14 protein-coding genes and 1 pseudogene are annotated in these 15,249 nt (G+C 69.0%); 3 read left to right on the forward strand and 12 right to left on the reverse strand.

Going from position 1 to position 15,249, the window contains the following annotated elements:
• Positions 1 to 107: 107 nt before the first annotated feature.
• From B6N23_RS03555 to rpoE, 6 genes are all read right to left on the reverse strand, one after another.
• The gene (locus B6N23_RS03555) at positions 108 to 536 is read right to left on the reverse strand and encodes a hypothetical protein (RefSeq protein ID WP_119022218.1); all 429 of its coding nucleotides are present in this window, start codon (positions 534 to 536) and stop codon (positions 108 to 110) included.
• On the reverse strand, positions 533 to 1,156 hold the full coding sequence (locus B6N23_RS03560; protein ID WP_169958026.1) for a DUF6036 family nucleotidyltransferase: 624 nt from the start codon (positions 1,154 to 1,156) through the stop codon (positions 533 to 535). The genes B6N23_RS03555 and B6N23_RS03560 overlap by 4 nt, the downstream gene beginning before the upstream one ends.
• A 215-nt stretch (positions 1,157 to 1,371) precedes the next feature.
• Positions 1,372 to 2,793, reverse strand: coding sequence for a DegQ family serine endoprotease (locus tag B6N23_RS03565; RefSeq protein WP_305501910.1), 1,422 nt, complete (start codon positions 2,791 to 2,793; stop codon positions 1,372 to 1,374).
• Between the two features lie 111 nt (positions 2,794 to 2,904).
• Positions 2,905 to 3,885, reverse strand: coding sequence for a MucB/RseB C-terminal domain-containing protein (locus B6N23_RS03570; protein ID WP_305501912.1), 981 nt, complete (start codon positions 3,883 to 3,885; stop codon positions 2,905 to 2,907).
• A gap of 16 nt (positions 3,886 to 3,901) precedes the next feature.
• On the reverse strand, positions 3,902 to 4,591 hold the full coding sequence (locus tag B6N23_RS03575) for a sigma-E factor negative regulatory protein (RefSeq protein ID WP_305501915.1): 690 nt from the start codon (positions 4,589 to 4,591) through the stop codon (positions 3,902 to 3,904).
• A 185-nt stretch (positions 4,592 to 4,776) separates the two neighbouring features.
• Positions 4,777 to 5,382 (reverse strand): RNA polymerase sigma factor RpoE, encoded by a 606-nt coding sequence (gene rpoE / locus B6N23_RS03580; protein ID WP_305501918.1) that lies wholly within the window; start codon positions 5,380 to 5,382, stop codon positions 4,777 to 4,779.
• A gap of 340 nt (positions 5,383 to 5,722) precedes the next feature.
• On the opposite strand from rpoE, the gene B6N23_RS03585 reads away from it, so the two are divergent.
• Positions 5,723 to 6,811 (forward strand): 3-deoxy-7-phosphoheptulonate synthase, encoded by a 1,089-nt coding sequence (locus B6N23_RS03585; protein WP_305501920.1) that lies wholly within the window; start codon positions 5,723 to 5,725, stop codon positions 6,809 to 6,811.
• Between the two features lie 66 nt (positions 6,812 to 6,877).
• On the opposite strand, the gene dinG is transcribed toward B6N23_RS03585, so the two are convergent.
• Positions 6,878 to 9,016, reverse strand: coding sequence for an ATP-dependent DNA helicase DinG (gene dinG, locus B6N23_RS03590; RefSeq protein ID WP_305501922.1), 2,139 nt, complete (start codon positions 9,014 to 9,016; stop codon positions 6,878 to 6,880).
• 4 nt (positions 9,017 to 9,020) lie between these two features.
• Positions 9,021 to 10,298, reverse strand: coding sequence for an ATP-dependent RNA helicase RhlB (rhlB, locus tag B6N23_RS03595; protein WP_305501924.1), 1,278 nt, complete (start codon positions 10,296 to 10,298; stop codon positions 9,021 to 9,023).
• Between the two features lie 152 nt (positions 10,299 to 10,450).
• Here rhlB and B6N23_RS03600 point away from each other — a divergent pair, with 152 nt between their 5' ends.
• Positions 10,451 to 10,705: a hypothetical protein gene (locus B6N23_RS03600; protein WP_305501926.1), complete on the forward strand. Its 255-nt coding sequence runs from the start codon at positions 10,451 to 10,453 to the stop codon at positions 10,703 to 10,705.
• A complete protein-coding gene (gene xthA, locus B6N23_RS03605) occupies positions 10,705 to 11,532 on the forward strand; it encodes an exodeoxyribonuclease III (RefSeq protein WP_305501929.1) in 828 nt (275 codons plus the stop codon). The genes B6N23_RS03600 and xthA overlap by 1 nt, the downstream gene beginning before the upstream one ends.
• A 182-nt stretch (positions 11,533 to 11,714) precedes the next feature.
• Here the strand turns inward: xthA and B6N23_RS03610 are convergent, their stop codons facing one another.
• The 4 genes and pseudogenes from B6N23_RS03610 to B6N23_RS03625 form a co-directional block, all read right to left on the reverse strand.
• Complete coding sequence (locus tag B6N23_RS03610; RefSeq protein ID WP_305501932.1) at positions 11,715 to 12,464, reverse strand: energy transducer TonB; 750 nt, start codon at positions 12,462 to 12,464, stop codon at positions 11,715 to 11,717.
• Positions 12,461 to 12,866: pseudogene (locus B6N23_RS03615) on the reverse strand (ExbD/TolR family protein). Before B6N23_RS03615 ends, B6N23_RS03610 begins: the two are co-directional and overlap by 4 nt.
• Positions 12,859 to 13,425, reverse strand: coding sequence for a MotA/TolQ/ExbB proton channel family protein (locus B6N23_RS03620; protein WP_305501934.1), 567 nt, complete (start codon positions 13,423 to 13,425; stop codon positions 12,859 to 12,861). The pseudogene B6N23_RS03615 and the gene B6N23_RS03620 overlap by 8 nt, the downstream one beginning before the upstream one ends.
• The gene (locus tag B6N23_RS03625) at positions 13,409 to 15,118 is read right to left on the reverse strand and encodes a DUF3450 family protein (RefSeq protein ID WP_305501936.1); all 1,710 of its coding nucleotides are present in this window, start codon (positions 15,116 to 15,118) and stop codon (positions 13,409 to 13,411) included. The genes B6N23_RS03620 and B6N23_RS03625 overlap by 17 nt, the downstream gene beginning before the upstream one ends.
• Between the last annotated feature and the right edge of the window lie 131 nt (positions 15,119 to 15,249).

The raw sequence follows: 15,249 nt of genomic DNA on the forward strand, positions 1-15,249 counted from the left end.
TCTGCTGTGGTACCAAAAAAACAGACAGTGCCATAAAGGGCAGCCACCAGGGCTGCCCTTTTGCATTTGACGGGGTCATGGGGAAGGCCTGAACACTTCCCCAGCACTCAGGCGCTGAGGCCGTGTTGGTGGCCCGTGGCGTCAGCGTAGGTACGGGTCTGCAGCGGCAACAGTGCCTTGCGCAAGGGGCCAGTGGCATCATTCAAGCCCCAACGCTTGCTGGGGGAGTAGCGCCCCTGTACCGGCGTGTCGTCGTTTCCAAGCAGCTCCCTATGAAAGTACCGGGCGAGCTGCTGTAGATGTCGTGCGGTCTCGCGGCGGCACACTGGATACTGACTGAGCAGTTCCAGCACACAAAGCGCCCTCTGGAACTCCTCTCGTGACATCACGCCACGCAGCTGCTCCAGTTCCACCCGCGTCGGACGATAGCCGCGGTACCAGACGGCTTCAGCCAGTGCCTTCACGTCATCGACCGCCACCTCTAGCGGACGAGAGCCGACGCGATACAGCCGTTTGCGTTTGAAAGAGACCATCATGACTGACCCTCACTGTGGTGATAGTCGTCCAGCACAATGCTTAGGTTTCCCAGTATTCGAGTATGGTCGCCGACATAGTAACCGATGGCCTCACGAGCCAACCGTTCGAATTCGACGATATCGACATGAGGAAGACGAAGTAAAGATTGAATATCATGCTGATCTCGCTCACCAAATCGGCCAAGCTTGGAGATTGCCACGTCGATGGCGCTGGCTACATATACCTCCACGTTCGGAACACTGCTTTGTGTCACTAGCCGAACGACTCGGTCCTCGTAATCCTCATGCAATGGGGATAGCGTCGTATTGAAGCTGAGATCGAGCTCCAGCATCTGCGAAACACCCTCCTCATCAGAGAAGACATAGGCATCTTCACCCAGGAGGGCAATAATCTCGGATTTATCAGCATGGCCGTGAGAAGCGACCTCAGCGTCAATATCAGCACTGCCACGTGACTGCGTATGAATATGGACGGCACACCCGCCAAATACAATCACTTGGAAAACGCCATGCTCACCGCTCGCGTATACCGGCTCAAGAACATCAAAGAAGTCTACAAGGGCACGCCCCAATGCTGTATTGGGCTCGATAGCTGGGTAGCCTGTTGGCTCTATAGCCATGATGCCTCCTGTTAGCTGATCCGTAAATGCTACCACAGCACCATATGTCAAGCGCTATCGCCAGCCGCCCCTCTCCACACTATCTCCCTGCTGAGTAAAGAAAAAAGCATCACCAGCCCACCCTGCCCCTCCACGCGCCAGGTGCTGGTCAAGCGGCCAGATACAGCGAACCCGGCGGCCATGGCCGCCGGGTTCGGGTGGCGCCGTGGAAGGACTCAGTCGCCGGCCAGGCGCAGGGCCACGAACAGCGAGCGGCCATCGCGGAAGAGCCGCACCGGCACGGCACGATCGGCGGGCAGCTCGCTGACCAGCTCGACCAGCTGGGAGGCGCCGGTGACGGCCCGATGGTCGATGCTGACCAGGATGTCGCCGGGGCGGATACCGGCCGCGGCGGCGGCACCGTCGGGGTCGACCTCGCGCACCCGCACGCCGCCCTCGATGCCGATCTGTTCACGCTCGGCGCGCTCGAGCTCGCCCACCGAGATACCCAGGCGGGCCTGGCGACTCTCCTGTGGGCGGCTGGCGGTGGCCCGCTCGGCGTCGGGCCAGTCACCCACGGTGACGGTGAGCTGGCGACGCTGGCCGTCGCGCATCAGTTCGAGCTCCACCTCGCTGCCCGGCGCGGTGCGGCCGATCAGGCGCGGCAGGGTGCTGGAGTCGTGCACGCGGCTGCCGTCCACCTCGAGGATGACATCGCCGGCCTGCAGGCCATCGCGGGCGGCCGGGCCCTCGGGGTCCAGGTCGGCGATCAGCGCCCCGCTGGGGCTGTCCATGCCGAAGGATTCGGCCAGGTCCCGGGAGACCGGCTGGATCATCACCCCGAGCCAGCCGCGGCGCACCTGGCCGTCATCGCGCAGCTGGTCGGCCACGTCCATGGCGACGTTGATGGGAATGGCAAACGAGAGCCCCATGAAGCCGCCGCTGCGGGTGAAGATCTGGGAGTTGATGCCGATCACCTCGCCGTCCAGGTTGAACAGCGGGCCGCCGGAGTTGCCCGGGTTGATGGCGACATCGGTCTGGATGAAGGGCACATAGGCATCCCTGGGCAGGGTGCGGTCGATGGCGCTGATGATGCCGGCGGTCACCGAGTGGTCGAAGCCGAAGGGCGAGCCGATGGCGGCCACCCACTCGCCCACCCGAAGGGTATCGGAGTTGCCCAGCTTGAGGGTAGGCAGGTCCTCGCCGTCCACTTTGAGCAGCGCCACATCGGTGCGCTCGTCACTGCCCACCAGCTCGGCCTGGAGCTCGCGGCGATCGCTGAGGCGGACCAGGATCTCGTCGGCGCCGTCCACCACGTGGGCATTGGTGAGGATGTAGCCGTCATCGCTGATGATGAAGCCGGAGCCCAGTGACTGGCGCTCCTGGGGACGCCCGGGCGCCGGACCGCTGGGCGGCGCCGGGAAACGGTCGCCGAAGAAGTGGCGGAAGATCTCCGGCAGCTCCTGACCGCCGAAGCCCTGCAAGGGGTTGTCGCGGCTCTGCACCGTTCGCGTGGTGGAGATGTTGACGACGCCAGGAGCGGCCTCCTCCACCAGCTCGGTGAAGTCGGGCAGCCCCCGGGCCGAGGCCGACTGCCAGGCCAGCAGGGTCGCGGCGAGCAGCATCCACAGGGAAAGGGGTCGGATCATGCGCTTCATGAAGGGCTCCTGCGATGGATCGAACGACGGATATCCATGATGTCGGTTGGCGATGAGGGTCATGGCACAACAGGCAGATAGGGGCGATGGGCGGCCTTCACAAGCCCCCCATCAGGGGGCCTCCCACGCCAGGCTGTCGGCAACCCGCAGCAGCACCCGGGGCGGCAGCTCGCCCATCACGACCAGCTGGCGCGGCTCGCCACCCAGTTCGCGATGGCGCACCGCAGCGTTGGAGACGCCCAGGCGATGCAGACCCGGCGCCAGCAGCTCCACCTCGCCGATGGGCGCCACGAACAGGCTGAGGGTGGCGAGCCCATCGCTGTAGAGGCGGTGAATCACGCCTTCGCCGTGGCGGGCACTGCGGGTATCCGCCGGCTGGGGGGCGAAGCCGTCGGGCAGCCAGCCCAGCCGCCAGGGGTCTGCCGGGGCTTCGCGCAGGCGGTCGAGACGCACCTCGCCCTGATAGAGGCGGGGACGCTCCAGCGCCGTCAGCTGAAAGGTCTCAAGGGGGCGCCCGGTCTCGTCGAGCAGCGACTGCTTGAGCGTCAGGCCGGTGGCCTGATCGAGCCACAGCCGATGCCCGAAGCGGAAACTGTCCAGGGGGGCGATATCCAGGCGCAGGACGCGGCGGTTGGCGATGCGCTCCTCGCCACCGAGCTGCAGGCGATAGAGGCCGTCGACCCGCTCGGCGATCCCAGCCGGGGACGGCAGCGCCTCGCCGCCCTCCCCCGACCCACCCAGGCGACCGACGCGCCCGCGGCGTTCGAACACCATGGGCGGCCCGTCGAGGTAGCTGGCCACGCCCCGCTCGATGCCATCACGCACATCATGGCTGAGGGTCAGGGTACGCACGCCATCGTGGCCGATGCGCACGGCATGGGCATCGTAGAGGTAGCAGTGGCCCGCCCACAGGCTGCGCTCGAGCCACTGCCGGGCCGTCTCGGGGGCCTCGGCCTCGGCCAGGCTCCGGCAATCGAAGGCTTCCTCCCCGGGTCCATTGGTCTCTGCCATCGGGGCGGCCATCAGGGCGCTGCTGAACAGCAGGCCACTCAGGCAGCTCGCGGCGAGGAGGCACAGGCGTGACGCACTCATCGTCACCCCGCCTCGCTCAGCGCTGACCGAGGCCGTCGGCGCCGGAGGCGCGCAGCAGCGGCATCCAGGTATCGCCGCTGCGGTAGGCGGCCCCCTCGGCGTGGCGATCCAGGTAGGACTGCAGCAGGCGGGCCTGCTCCTCGTCGGCGAGCAGCGACTGACGCTGCCCCGGCGCCATGAACATGGGGGAGGCGTCAGCGCCGGCCCCCACGGTCATCAGCCCCTGTCCGGCGCCCTGAGGCAGCTGGAAGAGGGGCAGGTCGACCAGCGAGGGACGCGCGGCACTCTCGCCGGCCGCCAGGCTGGCGGGTGCCGGCTGAGCGGCGCTGCCGCCGGCGACACTCGGCTGAGTACCATCGGAGCCGCCGCCCCCGTAGAACTGCACGCCGGTGATGACCATCAGCGACACCGCGGCGGCGATGCCGGCGCTGCGCGCGAAGGGCAACGAGCGGCGGGCGGTGGGCGCAGCAGCCTCCATCTGGGGCGGCTGCTCGTCCTTGAGGCGTGCCATGATGCCGGCGGAGAGATCGGTGGTGACGTCGATATCGGGTTCCCGACGCATCAGGCTGCGCATCAGGTGGTAACGCCGCCACGCCTCGGCGGCGTCGGGGGAGGCCTCCAGCGCCTTGAGCACTCGGCGCAGCTCCAGCTCGTCCCCCTCGTTATCCATCAGGGCAGAAAGCGACTCCCGTGCGTTCTGACTCATTCTCAACACCCTCTACAGTGGCAGGACGCTCCGCCCTGCTCCCTCGATTTCAGCCTGGAATCGGCATTCCCGGAATGGGCCGGGAATGCCGACGCGATCTCCGCCTGGCAGGCGGATCGAACACAGCTTCTGACGTCAAAGGCGGCGGACAGTTCAGCCAATCGGCAAAAAGTGTGCACTCGCCCCTACTCCTCCACGGCCTCGCGGTTGCGCGAGGTGGTGACCAGCGGCTGGATATGCTGATCTACCGCCTCCCGGGCACGAAAGATCCGCGAACGCACCGTGCCCACCGGGCACTGCATGATGTTGGCGATATCCTCGTAGGAGAGCCCCTCGAGCTCACGCAGGGTGATCGCCGTGCGCAGGTCATCGGGCAGATTGTCGATCGCCTCGAAGACCGCCGCCTCGAGCTGGTCGCGGGCCATGGCCGCCTCCGGCGTCTCGGAATCCGCCAGGCGTCCGCTGCGGTCGACGATCTCGGCATCCACGATATCCAGGTCGCTGCCCGGCGGACGGCGCCCTCGGGAGACCAGGTGGTTCTTGGCGGTGTTGATGGCGATGCGATACATCCAGGTATAGAAGGCGCTCTCGGCGCGAAACTTGCCCAGTGCCCGGTAGGCCTTGATGAAGGCCTCCTGGGCCACGTCCTGCACCTCGGCATGGTCGTGGACGTAGCGCCCGATCAGCCCGATGATCTTGTGTTGGTACTTCCTCACCAGCAGGTCAAAGGCCTGGTTGTCGCCCTTCTGGGCGCGCTCGACGAGCTGCTGGTCGGTCTCCCTGGCACCCATTCACGGCCTCCCCGACAGACGGCGAGGAGAGCGTGACGAGTGCGCTCGGGGAGCGGCGGTCATGTTCAAGAGTGCGTGCATGGCATCAACCCGAAGCCCTGAAGGGGCAGCAAAAGATCCAAGGCCGTAGCCCAAAGTCGCACAAGTGTTCCCTTTTCCTGGCCATCCATCAACCCGGGGCGGGTCATCGCGACATCGACAGGACGAACCGCGCTGTGACCACCAGGCCCCGGCGGGGGTTCCGTGATTGATCTGATGCGGCCCCACCGGTGTATAGTAGGGGGAAAAACTCTCCCTCGCCCCCGGGCCATCAGCGCAGACACGACACACAGGTAGCCGAATGACAGATCAGCAGGTCAGCAACCTCAACGTCCTCTCCCAGGACGTCCTTATCACTCCCGAGGCCCTGAAGCAGGAGATCCCCCTCACCGAGGCCGCCGAGCGCACCGTCATCGAAGGGCGCGAGACCATCCAGCGCATCCTCGACGGCGAGGATCCCCGCCTGCTGGTGGTGGTGGGCCCCTGCTCCATCCACGATGTGGATGCCGCCCTCGACTACGCCCGCCGCCTGCGCCGCCTGGCCGACGAGGTCAAGGAGAGCCTCTACATCGTGATGCGGGTCTACTTCGAGAAGCCGCGCACCACCGTGGGCTGGAAGGGCCTGATCAACGACCCGCACCTCAACGGCTCCTTCGAGATCGAGGAGGGCCTGCACATCGCCCGCCGGCTGCTGGTGGAGCTGGCCGAGATGGGCCTGCCACTGGCCACCGAGGCGCTGGACCCGATCTCGCCGCAGTACATCCAGGACTGCATCAGCTGGTCGGCCATCGGGGCGCGCACCACCGAGTCCCAGACCCACCGCGAGATGTCCTCCGGCCTCTCCTGCCCGGTCGGCTTCAAGAACGGCACCGACGGCAGCCTGGAGGTGGCGGTCAACGCCCTGCAGTCGGTGGCCCACCCGCACAACTTCCTGGGCATCGACTATGCCGGCCGGGTGGCGATCATCCGCACCCGCGGCAATGCCTACGGCCACGTGGTGCTGCGCGGCGGCAACGGCAAGCCCAACTACGACAGCGTCAGCGTGGCCCTGGCCGAGCAGGAGCTCAAGAAGGCCGGCATCAAGCCCAACATCATGATCGACTGCTCCCACGCCAACTCCAACAAGGACCCGGCGCTGCAGCCCCTGGTGCTGGAGAATGTCACCAACCAGATCCTCGAGGGCAACCGCTCGATCATCGGCCTGATGGTGGAGTCGAACATCGGCTGGGGCGCCCAGAAGGTGCCCGAGGACCTCAACCAGCTGCAGTACGGCGTCTCCATCACCGATGCCTGCATCGACTGGGATGCCACCGAGCGCGCTTTCAAGGCGATGAACGAGAAGCTCGCCCCGGCGCTGGCCAAGCGGCTCGAGGCGGCACAGACTGCCTAGTCGCGGCGCTTCCAGAACGCAAGCGGGCCCGCCAGTTGGCGGGCCCGCTTGCGTGTTCCCTGCGCCCTACTGGCGGACGCCGTCGATCTCGCGCACGAAGGGTGGCAGGGCGTCGAGCAGGGCCCGGCCGTAGCGGCGGGTCAGCACGCGCCGGTCGAGCAGGGTGATGCGGCCGCTGTCCTGCTCCTTGCGGATCAGCCGGCCACAGGCCTGCACCAGCTTGATGGAGGCGTCCGGCACGCTGATGCGCATGAAGGGGTTGCCGCCACGACTCTCGATCCACTCGGCGAGCGTCGCCCCCACCGGGTCGTCGGGGACCGCGAAGGGCAGCCGGGTGATCACCACGTGGGTGAGGTAGTCGCCGGGCAGGTCGATCCCCTCGGCGAAGCTGGCCAGGCCGAAGATGATGCTGCCCTCCCCCGCATCGACCCGCGCCCGGTGCCGGGTGATCAGCTCGCGCTTGGGCAGCCGATCCTGGGCCAGCACCCGCTCGCCCAGGGCCTTGGGCAGCGCCTTCTCCACTGCGCGCAGCTGCGCCCGGGAGGAGAACAGCATCAGTACCGCCTCTTTGTCCCCCAGCGCCTGGACGAAGTCCACGATGGCGCGCTCATGGCCCTCGCGGTCGGCCGGGTCCACGGCCTCCCGGGGTACGCTGAGCACTGCCCGGGAGTAGTCGAAGGGGCTCGGCAGGCGCTGGTAACGGTAGCGATTGGCGAGCCCCGCGCGCTCCTGCAGCCGCTCGAAGCGCCCGAGCGCGGTGAGGGTGGCCGAGGTGACCACGGCGCCGAAGGTGGCGCCCCACAGGCTCTTTGCCAGGGTATGGGCCGCCGAGACGGGGCTGGCCGAGAAGCTCAGCTCCGGGTCGGCCCCGAAGCGCTCCAGGGTCAGCCAGCGCGCCCGCGGGGGCTCGCCCTCGGGGTCGCTCTCGCTGAAGGCCTGCCACAGGGCGTGGGCCTCCAGGGCGCGACCGTGCAGCAGCGCCACCAGCGGCAGCCACGCCTCGGCCTGCTCTTTCGGCAGCCCGGTATGCTTCTCCGGGTCGAGGCTCTCGCGCAGGATATCGGCCATGCTCTCCAGGGTCCGCGCGAGCTCGGCGAAGATGACCAGCAGGGCCCCGGCCAGCTCGCGAAGCGCCTCCGGGGCACGGCCCATCTCGAAGCGGTGCTGACGGGCCTCCTCGCCGTCGGCGAGCCCCTCGGGACGCCCGGCCAGTTGGTGGCCCAGGGCGAAGGCCTCGCCGAGCTTCGGCTCCAGCGCCTCGATGGCCGGGGGCAGCGTGGCCAGCAGCCGCGCCAGGGTCGGCTGCACGGCGAGCGCGGCATTGAGCTCGGTCAGCGACTTCTTCAGGGTGCGCAGCCAGCCCAGGGCGCCGCCCACGGCGAAGCGATGGGTGAAGTGGTTGAGCGCCTTGTCGGGCAGGTGGTGGCCCTCGTCGAAGACGTGGATGCAGTCGCCGGGGTTGGGCAGCACCACGCCACCGCCGAGGGAGAGGTCGGCCAGCACCAGGTCGTGGTTGGCGACGATGATGTCGGCCTGCTCCAGGTCGCGCCGGGCGCGGAAGAAGGCGCAGGCCCCGAAGTGACCGCAGCGGCGGTTGGTGCACTGGCGGTGGTCGACGGTGAGCCGGCGCCAGTGGGTGTCCTCGATGGCCTCGGGCCAGCTGTCGCGATCGCCGGCCCAGCGGCCGTTGCCGTAGGCCTCGCCCAGCGACTGGGCCAGGGCCTGGAAGTCGTCGCCGCCGCTGGCGATCTCGCGCTCGAAGAGCGACAGGGTGGGATTTTCCTCGACGCCCTCGAGGACCTGATCGAGGCGCGCCACGCAGACGTAGCGGCCGCGCCCCTTGGCCAGGGCATAGCCGAAGTCGATGCCGCTGTGGGCCTTGAGGGCGGGCAGATCCTGGTGCAGCACCTGCTCCTGGAGGGCGACGGTGGCGGTGGCCACCACCAGCCGCTTGCCGCGGGCCTTGGCCACCGGCAGCGCGGCCAGCAGGTAGGCCAGGGTCTTGCCGGTGCCGGTGCCGGCCTCGAGCACGCAGACGTGCTCGTCGCTGACCCGCTTGCCGGCCTCGTCGGCCTCGATCCCCCCCAGGGTGCGGGCGATCTCGGCGATCATCAGCCGCTGGCCATAGCGGGGCGTCAGCTCGAGGCCCTCGAGCACGCGGCGGTAAGCGGCCTGGATCTCCCCCTTCAGGGCCTCGTCGAGCATGGGCTCAGAGCAGGCCTTCGGGCGGATGCTCGCAGGGCAGCTTGTCGCCGATGAAGCGCTCGATCTCGGGGAGCGAGAAGGCGTCCTCCTCACCGACGAAGCTGATCGAGACCCCCTTGGCGCCGGCGCGGCCGGTGCGGCCGATGCGGTGAACGTAGTCCTCCGGGTCTTCCGGCAGGGTGTAGTTGATCACGTGGCTGACATCCTCGATATGGATGCCGCGGCCGGCCACGTCGGTGGCCACCAGCACCTGGATCTCGCCTTCGCGGAACTTCTCGAGGGTGGAGATGCGCTGGTTCTGGGGCACATCGCCGGAGAGCATGGCGGCGTTGATGCCGGCCTTGGTCAGCAGCTCGTCGAGCTTGCGTACCAGGTCGCGGCGGTTGCCAAACACCATCACTCGGTCGAAGCTCTCTTGCCCGAGCAGGTTGACCAGCAGACGCTGCTTGTCGGCGTCGCTGACCAGGTAGACCCGCTGGTCGATATCGGCGGCATTCTCCACCGTGACCGCGATCTCGACGTGGGTCGGCTCATGGGTCCACTGGCTGGCAAGGTTGAGGATGTCCTCGGTGAAGGTGGCCGAGAAGAGGAAGGTCTGACGCTCCTCCTTCTTCGGAGTGTGGCGGATGATGCGCTTGACGTCCGGGATGAAGCCCATGGAGAGCATGCGGTCGGCTTCGTCGAGCACCAGCACCTCGACCTGGGTCAGGTCGACGTCGCGCTTCTGGTGGAAGTCGAGCAGGCGGCCGGGGGTGGCCACCAGCAGGTCGAGCCGGCCGCCCAGGGCTTCCCGCTGCTTCTGGTAGTCCATGCCGCCGACGACGCTGGCCACCTTGAGGTCGGTAAAGCGGGCCAGGGCCCTGGCGTCCTTCTCGATCTGCAGGGCCAGCTCCCGGGTCGGGGCGACGATCAGGGCCCGCGGGGCGCCGGGCTTCTGGGCGTTCGGCGCCTCCTCCTCGAGGAAGTAGGCGAGGATCGAGATCAGGAAGGCGGCGGTCTTGCCGGTGCCGGTCTGGGCCTTGCCGACCACGTCGCCGCCCAGCAGGGTGTGGGTCAGCGCCTCGGCCTGGATCGGGGTGCAGTACTCGAAGCCCAGGGCATGAATGGCATGCATCAGCGGCAGCGGCAGATCGAAGTCATGGAAGCGCCACTTGCCTGCCACGGCAGGCACCTGGAACTGGCGCAGGTCCCAGCCGGAGGCGTTGCGGCGCCGCGGCTTGCGACGACGACGCTTGGGCTTGTGATCCTGGGCCGGTGCGTTGATCTGATCCGACTCGCTCATAGGCTGCTGTCTGTCCGTTTGGGTGGTTGAGTGCATGACACAAACGCGCATTGTAACAGCCAATGCGACGAAGGGCGCGTCTCGTGAGCGCTTCGCCTGTGGTAGGCGCGGCGGGACTGGTAGAATGCGCGCCAGACCAGAGGAGTTGATCCATGACCCGTCGCAAGAAGACCCGTTCGCTCGCCGACAAGGTGACCATCCGCACCGGTCGGCGCAAGGACTACAAGAAATGGCGCCACGAGAATCCCGACCAGGTTACCTCGTCGACCCGCTACACCCAGAAGAAGCGCCAGCAGCGCAAGCTCCAGGCCGCCCGCAAGCTGGCCCGCCAGGAGAGCGGCGAGAGCATCGCCATCCACCCCGAACCGCAGACCGAGCCCCCCGAGCAGGGAGGTCCGCAGAGCTGATGCGCCTGGTGTCCTTCAACATCAACGGCATTCGCGCCCGGCTCCACCAGCTCGAGGCGCTGGTGGCCACCCCGCGCCCGGCGGTGATCGGCCTGCAGGAGACCAAGGTCCAGGACAGCGAGTTTCCCCGCGAGGCGGTGGAGGCGCTGGGCTACCGAGTGTTCTTTCACGGCCAGAAGGGGCACTACGGGGTGGCGCTGATGATCGACGCCGGCCAGTGCGGCGAGCCCGAGGCGGTCCACTACGGCTTTCCCGACGATGGCGAGGAGGCCCAGCGGCGCATGATCGGCGCGCGCCTGGTGCTGGCCGACGGCGAGGCGCTGACGGTGTGGAACGGCTACTTCCCCCAGGGGGAGAACCTTGACCATCCGGTGAAGTTTCCCCACAAGCGCGAGTTCTACGCCCAGCTCAGGCGACTGCTGGAGACGCAGCACCGCCCCGACGAGCGCCTCGCGGTGATGGGCGACTTCAACATCTCCCCCGAGGAGATCGACATCGGTATCGGCGAGGCCAACCGCAAGCGCTGGCTGCGCGAGGGCAAGACCAGCTTCCAGCCGGTGGAGCGGGAGTGGCTCGACGGCATCAAGGCCTGGGGGCTCGTCGACAGCTACCGGGTGCGCTACCCGGCAGTGGACGACCGCTACAGCTGGTTCGACTATCGCTCGAAGGGCTTCGACCGCGAGCCCAGGCGCGGGCTGCGCATCGATCATATCCTGGTCACCGCACCGCTGGCCGAGCGGGTCGTGGACGCCGGCATCGACTATGACCTGCGCGGCATGGAGAGGCCCTCCGACCACGCCCCGGTGTGGACCGACCTCGCGCTCTGAGCCTGCCCCCGCCGGGCGGCTGACCCGGCGGTTGGCCCGGCCCAGGCGGGGCCCTATAGTGAGGGGTCATGCCCACCACGCCAGGGATCGCCACCATGCCCGCGGCGGCAGCATGGCCACCAACCCCCTGGTGCTCAGCGACGAGGCCTTGACCGCCCTGCTTGCCGGCCGACTGTAGGCCCCTAGCGCAGCTGGAACTCGAGTCGCTGACGGGCGCGCCGCAGGCGGCCGTCGGCCTCGAAGCGCCACTGCCCTACCGCCTCCTCGGCGGCCTCCTCGAAGACCTGACGCGGCCGGGCGTCCAGCACCCGGATGCTGGCACGATCGACGCTGCCATCGGGCCGAATCAGGAACTCCAGTTCCACATGCCCCTCGAGCCCACGACGCTGGGCGCGTCGCGGATAGCCGGGCGGCACGCGGCTGAGCGGCACTGCCTCCCCCACCTCCACCGGTCCGCCATCGACGACCGCCAACTCTCCACGCTCCTCGTCCGCCCTGCGCTCCCGGACCTGCTCTGCCCCGGGCGCTTCGACTGGCTCGGCGACCGGCGCTGGCTGCGGCTGCGGTTGCGGTTCGGGCACAGGCTCCGGCGTGGGATCGGGCGCTGGCTCCGGCTTGGGCTCGGACGTGGGCTCGGGTACGGGCTCGGGTGCGGGCACAGGCGCCGCTTCGGCCGCGGCGCTATCGACAGGGTCGCTCTCGACAGGCTCGCTATCGACCGCCGCGGCGGGCAATGCCGGCGCGTCGGCGACCTCCTCGGGTGCCGGCTCGCCCGGCTCGTCGCTCTCCGCCAGCGACGCCATCCGCAGCGGCATCGCTGCCTCCAGCGGCGCCACCTCCTCCATCGGCGGCGTCACCAGCAGCGCCAGCAGCCAGAACAGCCCCATGGCCAGGGCGGCACCGCCGAGCCCCGAGAGGGCCAGCCGCATCATGGACCGCCCCGGGTGGCCGCCACCGCCACGTCATCGACGCCCGACTCCCGCAGCCGGTCCATCACCTCCACCAGCAGTCCGGTAGTAGAACGGCGGTCGGCCTGGATCACCACGCCGCCCTCGCTGCCGAGCAGCCCGGCCACCTCGGCGCCGACCCGGTGCAGGTCCACCGGGCGCCCGTCGACCCACACCGCCCCTTCCGCGGTGAGTGCCACCATGACCTGGGCCTCGGGCCTCGGGGTCGCGGCGCTGGAGTCGGGGCGCTCGATCTCCACCCCGCTCTCCTTGATGAAGCTGGTGGTGACGATGAAGAAGATCAGCATGATGAAGACCACGTCGAGCATCGGCGTGAGGTTCACTTCACTGCCTCTCGCTGTCGGCCTCCAGGCGGCGTCTACGCATCCTGCTCTTCTCCCCTCTCCTCGACGGCACGGGCCAGGCGGTCATGCAGCCGCTGGCGCTCGCGCCGAATGATCACTTCCAGGCGCGTGGTGGCCAGCAGGCCCGCCACGGCCACCGCCATGCCGGTCAGGGTGGGCAGGGTGGCCCGGGCCACCCCGTCGGCCATGGCCCGCGCCTGGTGGGTCTCGCTGAGCGCCAGGCCGTCGAACACCACGATCATGCCGGTCACGGTCCCCAGCAGGCCGAGCAGCGGACAGAGCGCCACCAGCAGCTTCATCCACGGCAGGGGGCGGTGCAGCCGAGCCACCAGCTCGCGGCTCCAGGCCTCGCGCAGGGTGCGCGCGCTCCAGCTCGCGTGGTCCCGACGGGCCGACCAGCGGCGCAGCAGGGCGCGGCGCTCCGCACGCCAGGTGACCCGAAAGTACCACCAGCGCTCCAGGGTCAGGGCGAAGAGCAGCGCGGCCACCAGCATGATGCCCACCAGCACGGCACCGCCCGCCTCCACCAGGCGTTGAAGAGGCGCGGTCCAGCCCCACCAGGCCTCAGGCGGAAAGGGCATGGGACTCTCGCGACGACGCCTTGGCGGGGGCGGAATGGGCCTCCAGGTGGTCGGCCAGGGTCGCGCTGGCGTGACCCTCCAGCAGGCCCACCAGGCGTCGGCTGCGGCTGACCAGGGCGGTATGAGCGAACAGCAGCGGCACCGCAGTGATCAGGCCCAGCACCGTGGTGACCAGCGCCTGGCTGATGCCGCCGGCCATCAGCTGCGGGTCCCCGGTGCCGAACACCGTGATCGCCTGAAAGGTGACGATCATGCCGGTGACGGTGCCGAGCAGGCCCAGCAGTGGCGCCACGGCGGCCAGCAGCTTGACCAGCCCCTGGCCACGCTCGAGACGCGGCAGCTCTGCCAACAGCGCCTCGTCCAGGCGCGCCTCGAGCGCTTCGGGCGGCAGGCCATCGGGGAGTGCCTCGAAGCGTGCCAGCACCCGCCCCAGGGGGTTGTCATCGCGCAGCCGTTCGGGGGTCCTGCACTGGCGGCGCAGCCGCAGGGTGACCCCCAGCAGGTAGGTGTACTGCAGCAGCGCGGCGAACAGGCCGAGCCCGCCCAGCGTCACTACCACGTAGCCCACGGCCCCACCCTGGTGGAAGCGCTCCACCAGGGTGGGCTGGGCCGACAGGGCGTCCAGCAGCCGGCCTGCGGTGGGGTCCAGCAGCAGCGCCTCGCCGCCGGACCAGGCCGCCGCCAGGCGGGCGCGTTGCTCGGCGGAGAGCCCTTCGACCACCGCCAGGCGCGGTATATCGCCATTCTCGGCGGTGCCGCGGCGCAGCAGATCGCCGCCGCCGAAGGCCATCAGGTCGCCCAGGCGGGCAACCTCGCGCGGCGCGATATGGCCCGCGAGGTCGGCCACCGGCGCCTCGAAGCGCCGCCAGCGTCCGCTCTCCGCGGTCCAGGCCTCCAGCCCACGCAGCAGCTCCGCACTCGCCTCGATGCCGCTCGCCTCCTGTGAGGGTCGCGCCGGCAGCTCGAGCCCGCTGCCCAGGCGCAGCCAGCTCTCGGCGAGGCCGTCACGCAGCTCGCCGGCCTGGCGATCCACCCGCGCCAGCAGCTCGGCGTCGCCGCCATCCTCGGCGACCGGGGTCCCGGGCAGCGGCACGCTGGCGGGGGCGCCGGCCTCCTCGGCCTCAGGCAACAGGGAGACCGGCAGCGCCAGCAGCTCGGGGGCACGCCGCTCGCGGGCAATGGCCAGCCCCTTGCGCAGCTCGGCCAGCGCGGCCGCATCAAGGGGCTGCCAGCCCGCCTCCGCGCGGGACCAGACGCCCCCTTCACGACCATCCGGGCTCAGGAAATAGAGCCCGACCCGACCCAGTCGCAGGTAGTCCACCTCCCGGGACGCGTTACCCACCAGCAGTCCACGCCAGCTGTCGATCTCTCGCCCGTAGGCGAGCTCCTGGCGCCAGGCGGCCACCAGGCCCTCCCACTGCTCATGGGCCAGCAGCGGCTCGGCGGCCAGCGCCTGGCGCAGATCACCCACCCGCGCCCGGCGCTGCTCGACCAGAAAGGGCAGGTCGCCAGCGATGAAGGCCTCCAGCCGCTCCAGGCTGCGTGCCATCTCGGCGGCCAGCGGCAAGGCCGGGCCGAGGGCGCCTGGCTCGACCCCCGGGTCCGTTTCCTCCGGCGATGCCCCGCTGGCCATGCCCGATGTCATCAGCAGGGTCAGGCACAGGCAGGCGGACCCGACCCACTGCCTCGCCATCGATCTTCCTCTGCGCTCGTTCACCCTCGTCTCCCGAAACAGCGACTGGCGTGATCTTCCCCCATGGCGCGCTGCTCTGCCATGGCCCAGATCAACCGCGATATTAATGCAAATGATTCTCTATTTTATCC

Origin of the sequence: Halomonas alkalicola, from assembly GCF_030704205.1 — a bacterium.
In the GTDB taxonomy this organism is placed as follows: Bacteria; Pseudomonadota; Gammaproteobacteria; order Pseudomonadales; family Halomonadaceae; genus Halomonas; species Halomonas alkalicola.

Bases quoted from the DNA above. Each gene is read 5' to 3' on its own strand.
- B6N23_RS03555 (WP_119022218.1), bottom strand. From the start codon at position 536: ATGATGGTCTCTTTCAAACGCAAACGGCTGTATCGCGTCGGCTCTCGT.
- B6N23_RS03560 (WP_169958026.1), bottom strand. From the start codon at position 1,156: ATGGCTATAGAGCCAACAGGCTACCCAGCTATCGAGCCCAATACAGCA.
- B6N23_RS03565 (WP_305501910.1), bottom strand. From the start codon at position 2,793: ATGAAGCGCATGATCCGACCCCTTTCCCTGTGGATGCTGCTCGCCGCG.
- B6N23_RS03570 (WP_305501912.1), bottom strand. From the start codon at position 3,885: ATGAGTGCGTCACGCCTGTGCCTCCTCGCCGCGAGCTGCCTGAGTGGC.
- B6N23_RS03575 (WP_305501915.1), bottom strand. From the start codon at position 4,591: ATGAGTCAGAACGCACGGGAGTCGCTTTCTGCCCTGATGGATAACGAG.
- rpoE (WP_305501918.1), bottom strand. From the start codon at position 5,382: ATGGGTGCCAGGGAGACCGACCAGCAGCTCGTCGAGCGCGCCCAGAAG.
- B6N23_RS03585 (WP_305501920.1), top strand. From the start codon at position 5,723: ATGACAGATCAGCAGGTCAGCAACCTCAACGTCCTCTCCCAGGACGTC.
- dinG (WP_305501922.1), bottom strand. From the start codon at position 9,016: ATGCTCGACGAGGCCCTGAAGGGGGAGATCCAGGCCGCTTACCGCCGC.
- rhlB (WP_305501924.1), bottom strand. From the start codon at position 10,298: ATGAGCGAGTCGGATCAGATCAACGCACCGGCCCAGGATCACAAGCCC.
- B6N23_RS03600 (WP_305501926.1), top strand. From the start codon at position 10,451: ATGACCCGTCGCAAGAAGACCCGTTCGCTCGCCGACAAGGTGACCATC.
- xthA (WP_305501929.1), top strand. From the start codon at position 10,705: ATGCGCCTGGTGTCCTTCAACATCAACGGCATTCGCGCCCGGCTCCAC.
- B6N23_RS03610 (WP_305501932.1), bottom strand. From the start codon at position 12,464: ATGATGCGGCTGGCCCTCTCGGGGCTCGGCGGTGCCGCCCTGGCCATG.
- B6N23_RS03620 (WP_305501934.1), bottom strand. From the start codon at position 13,425: ATGCCCTTTCCGCCTGAGGCCTGGTGGGGCTGGACCGCGCCTCTTCAA.
- B6N23_RS03625 (WP_305501936.1), bottom strand. From the start codon at position 15,118: ATGGCGAGGCAGTGGGTCGGGTCCGCCTGCCTGTGCCTGACCCTGCTG.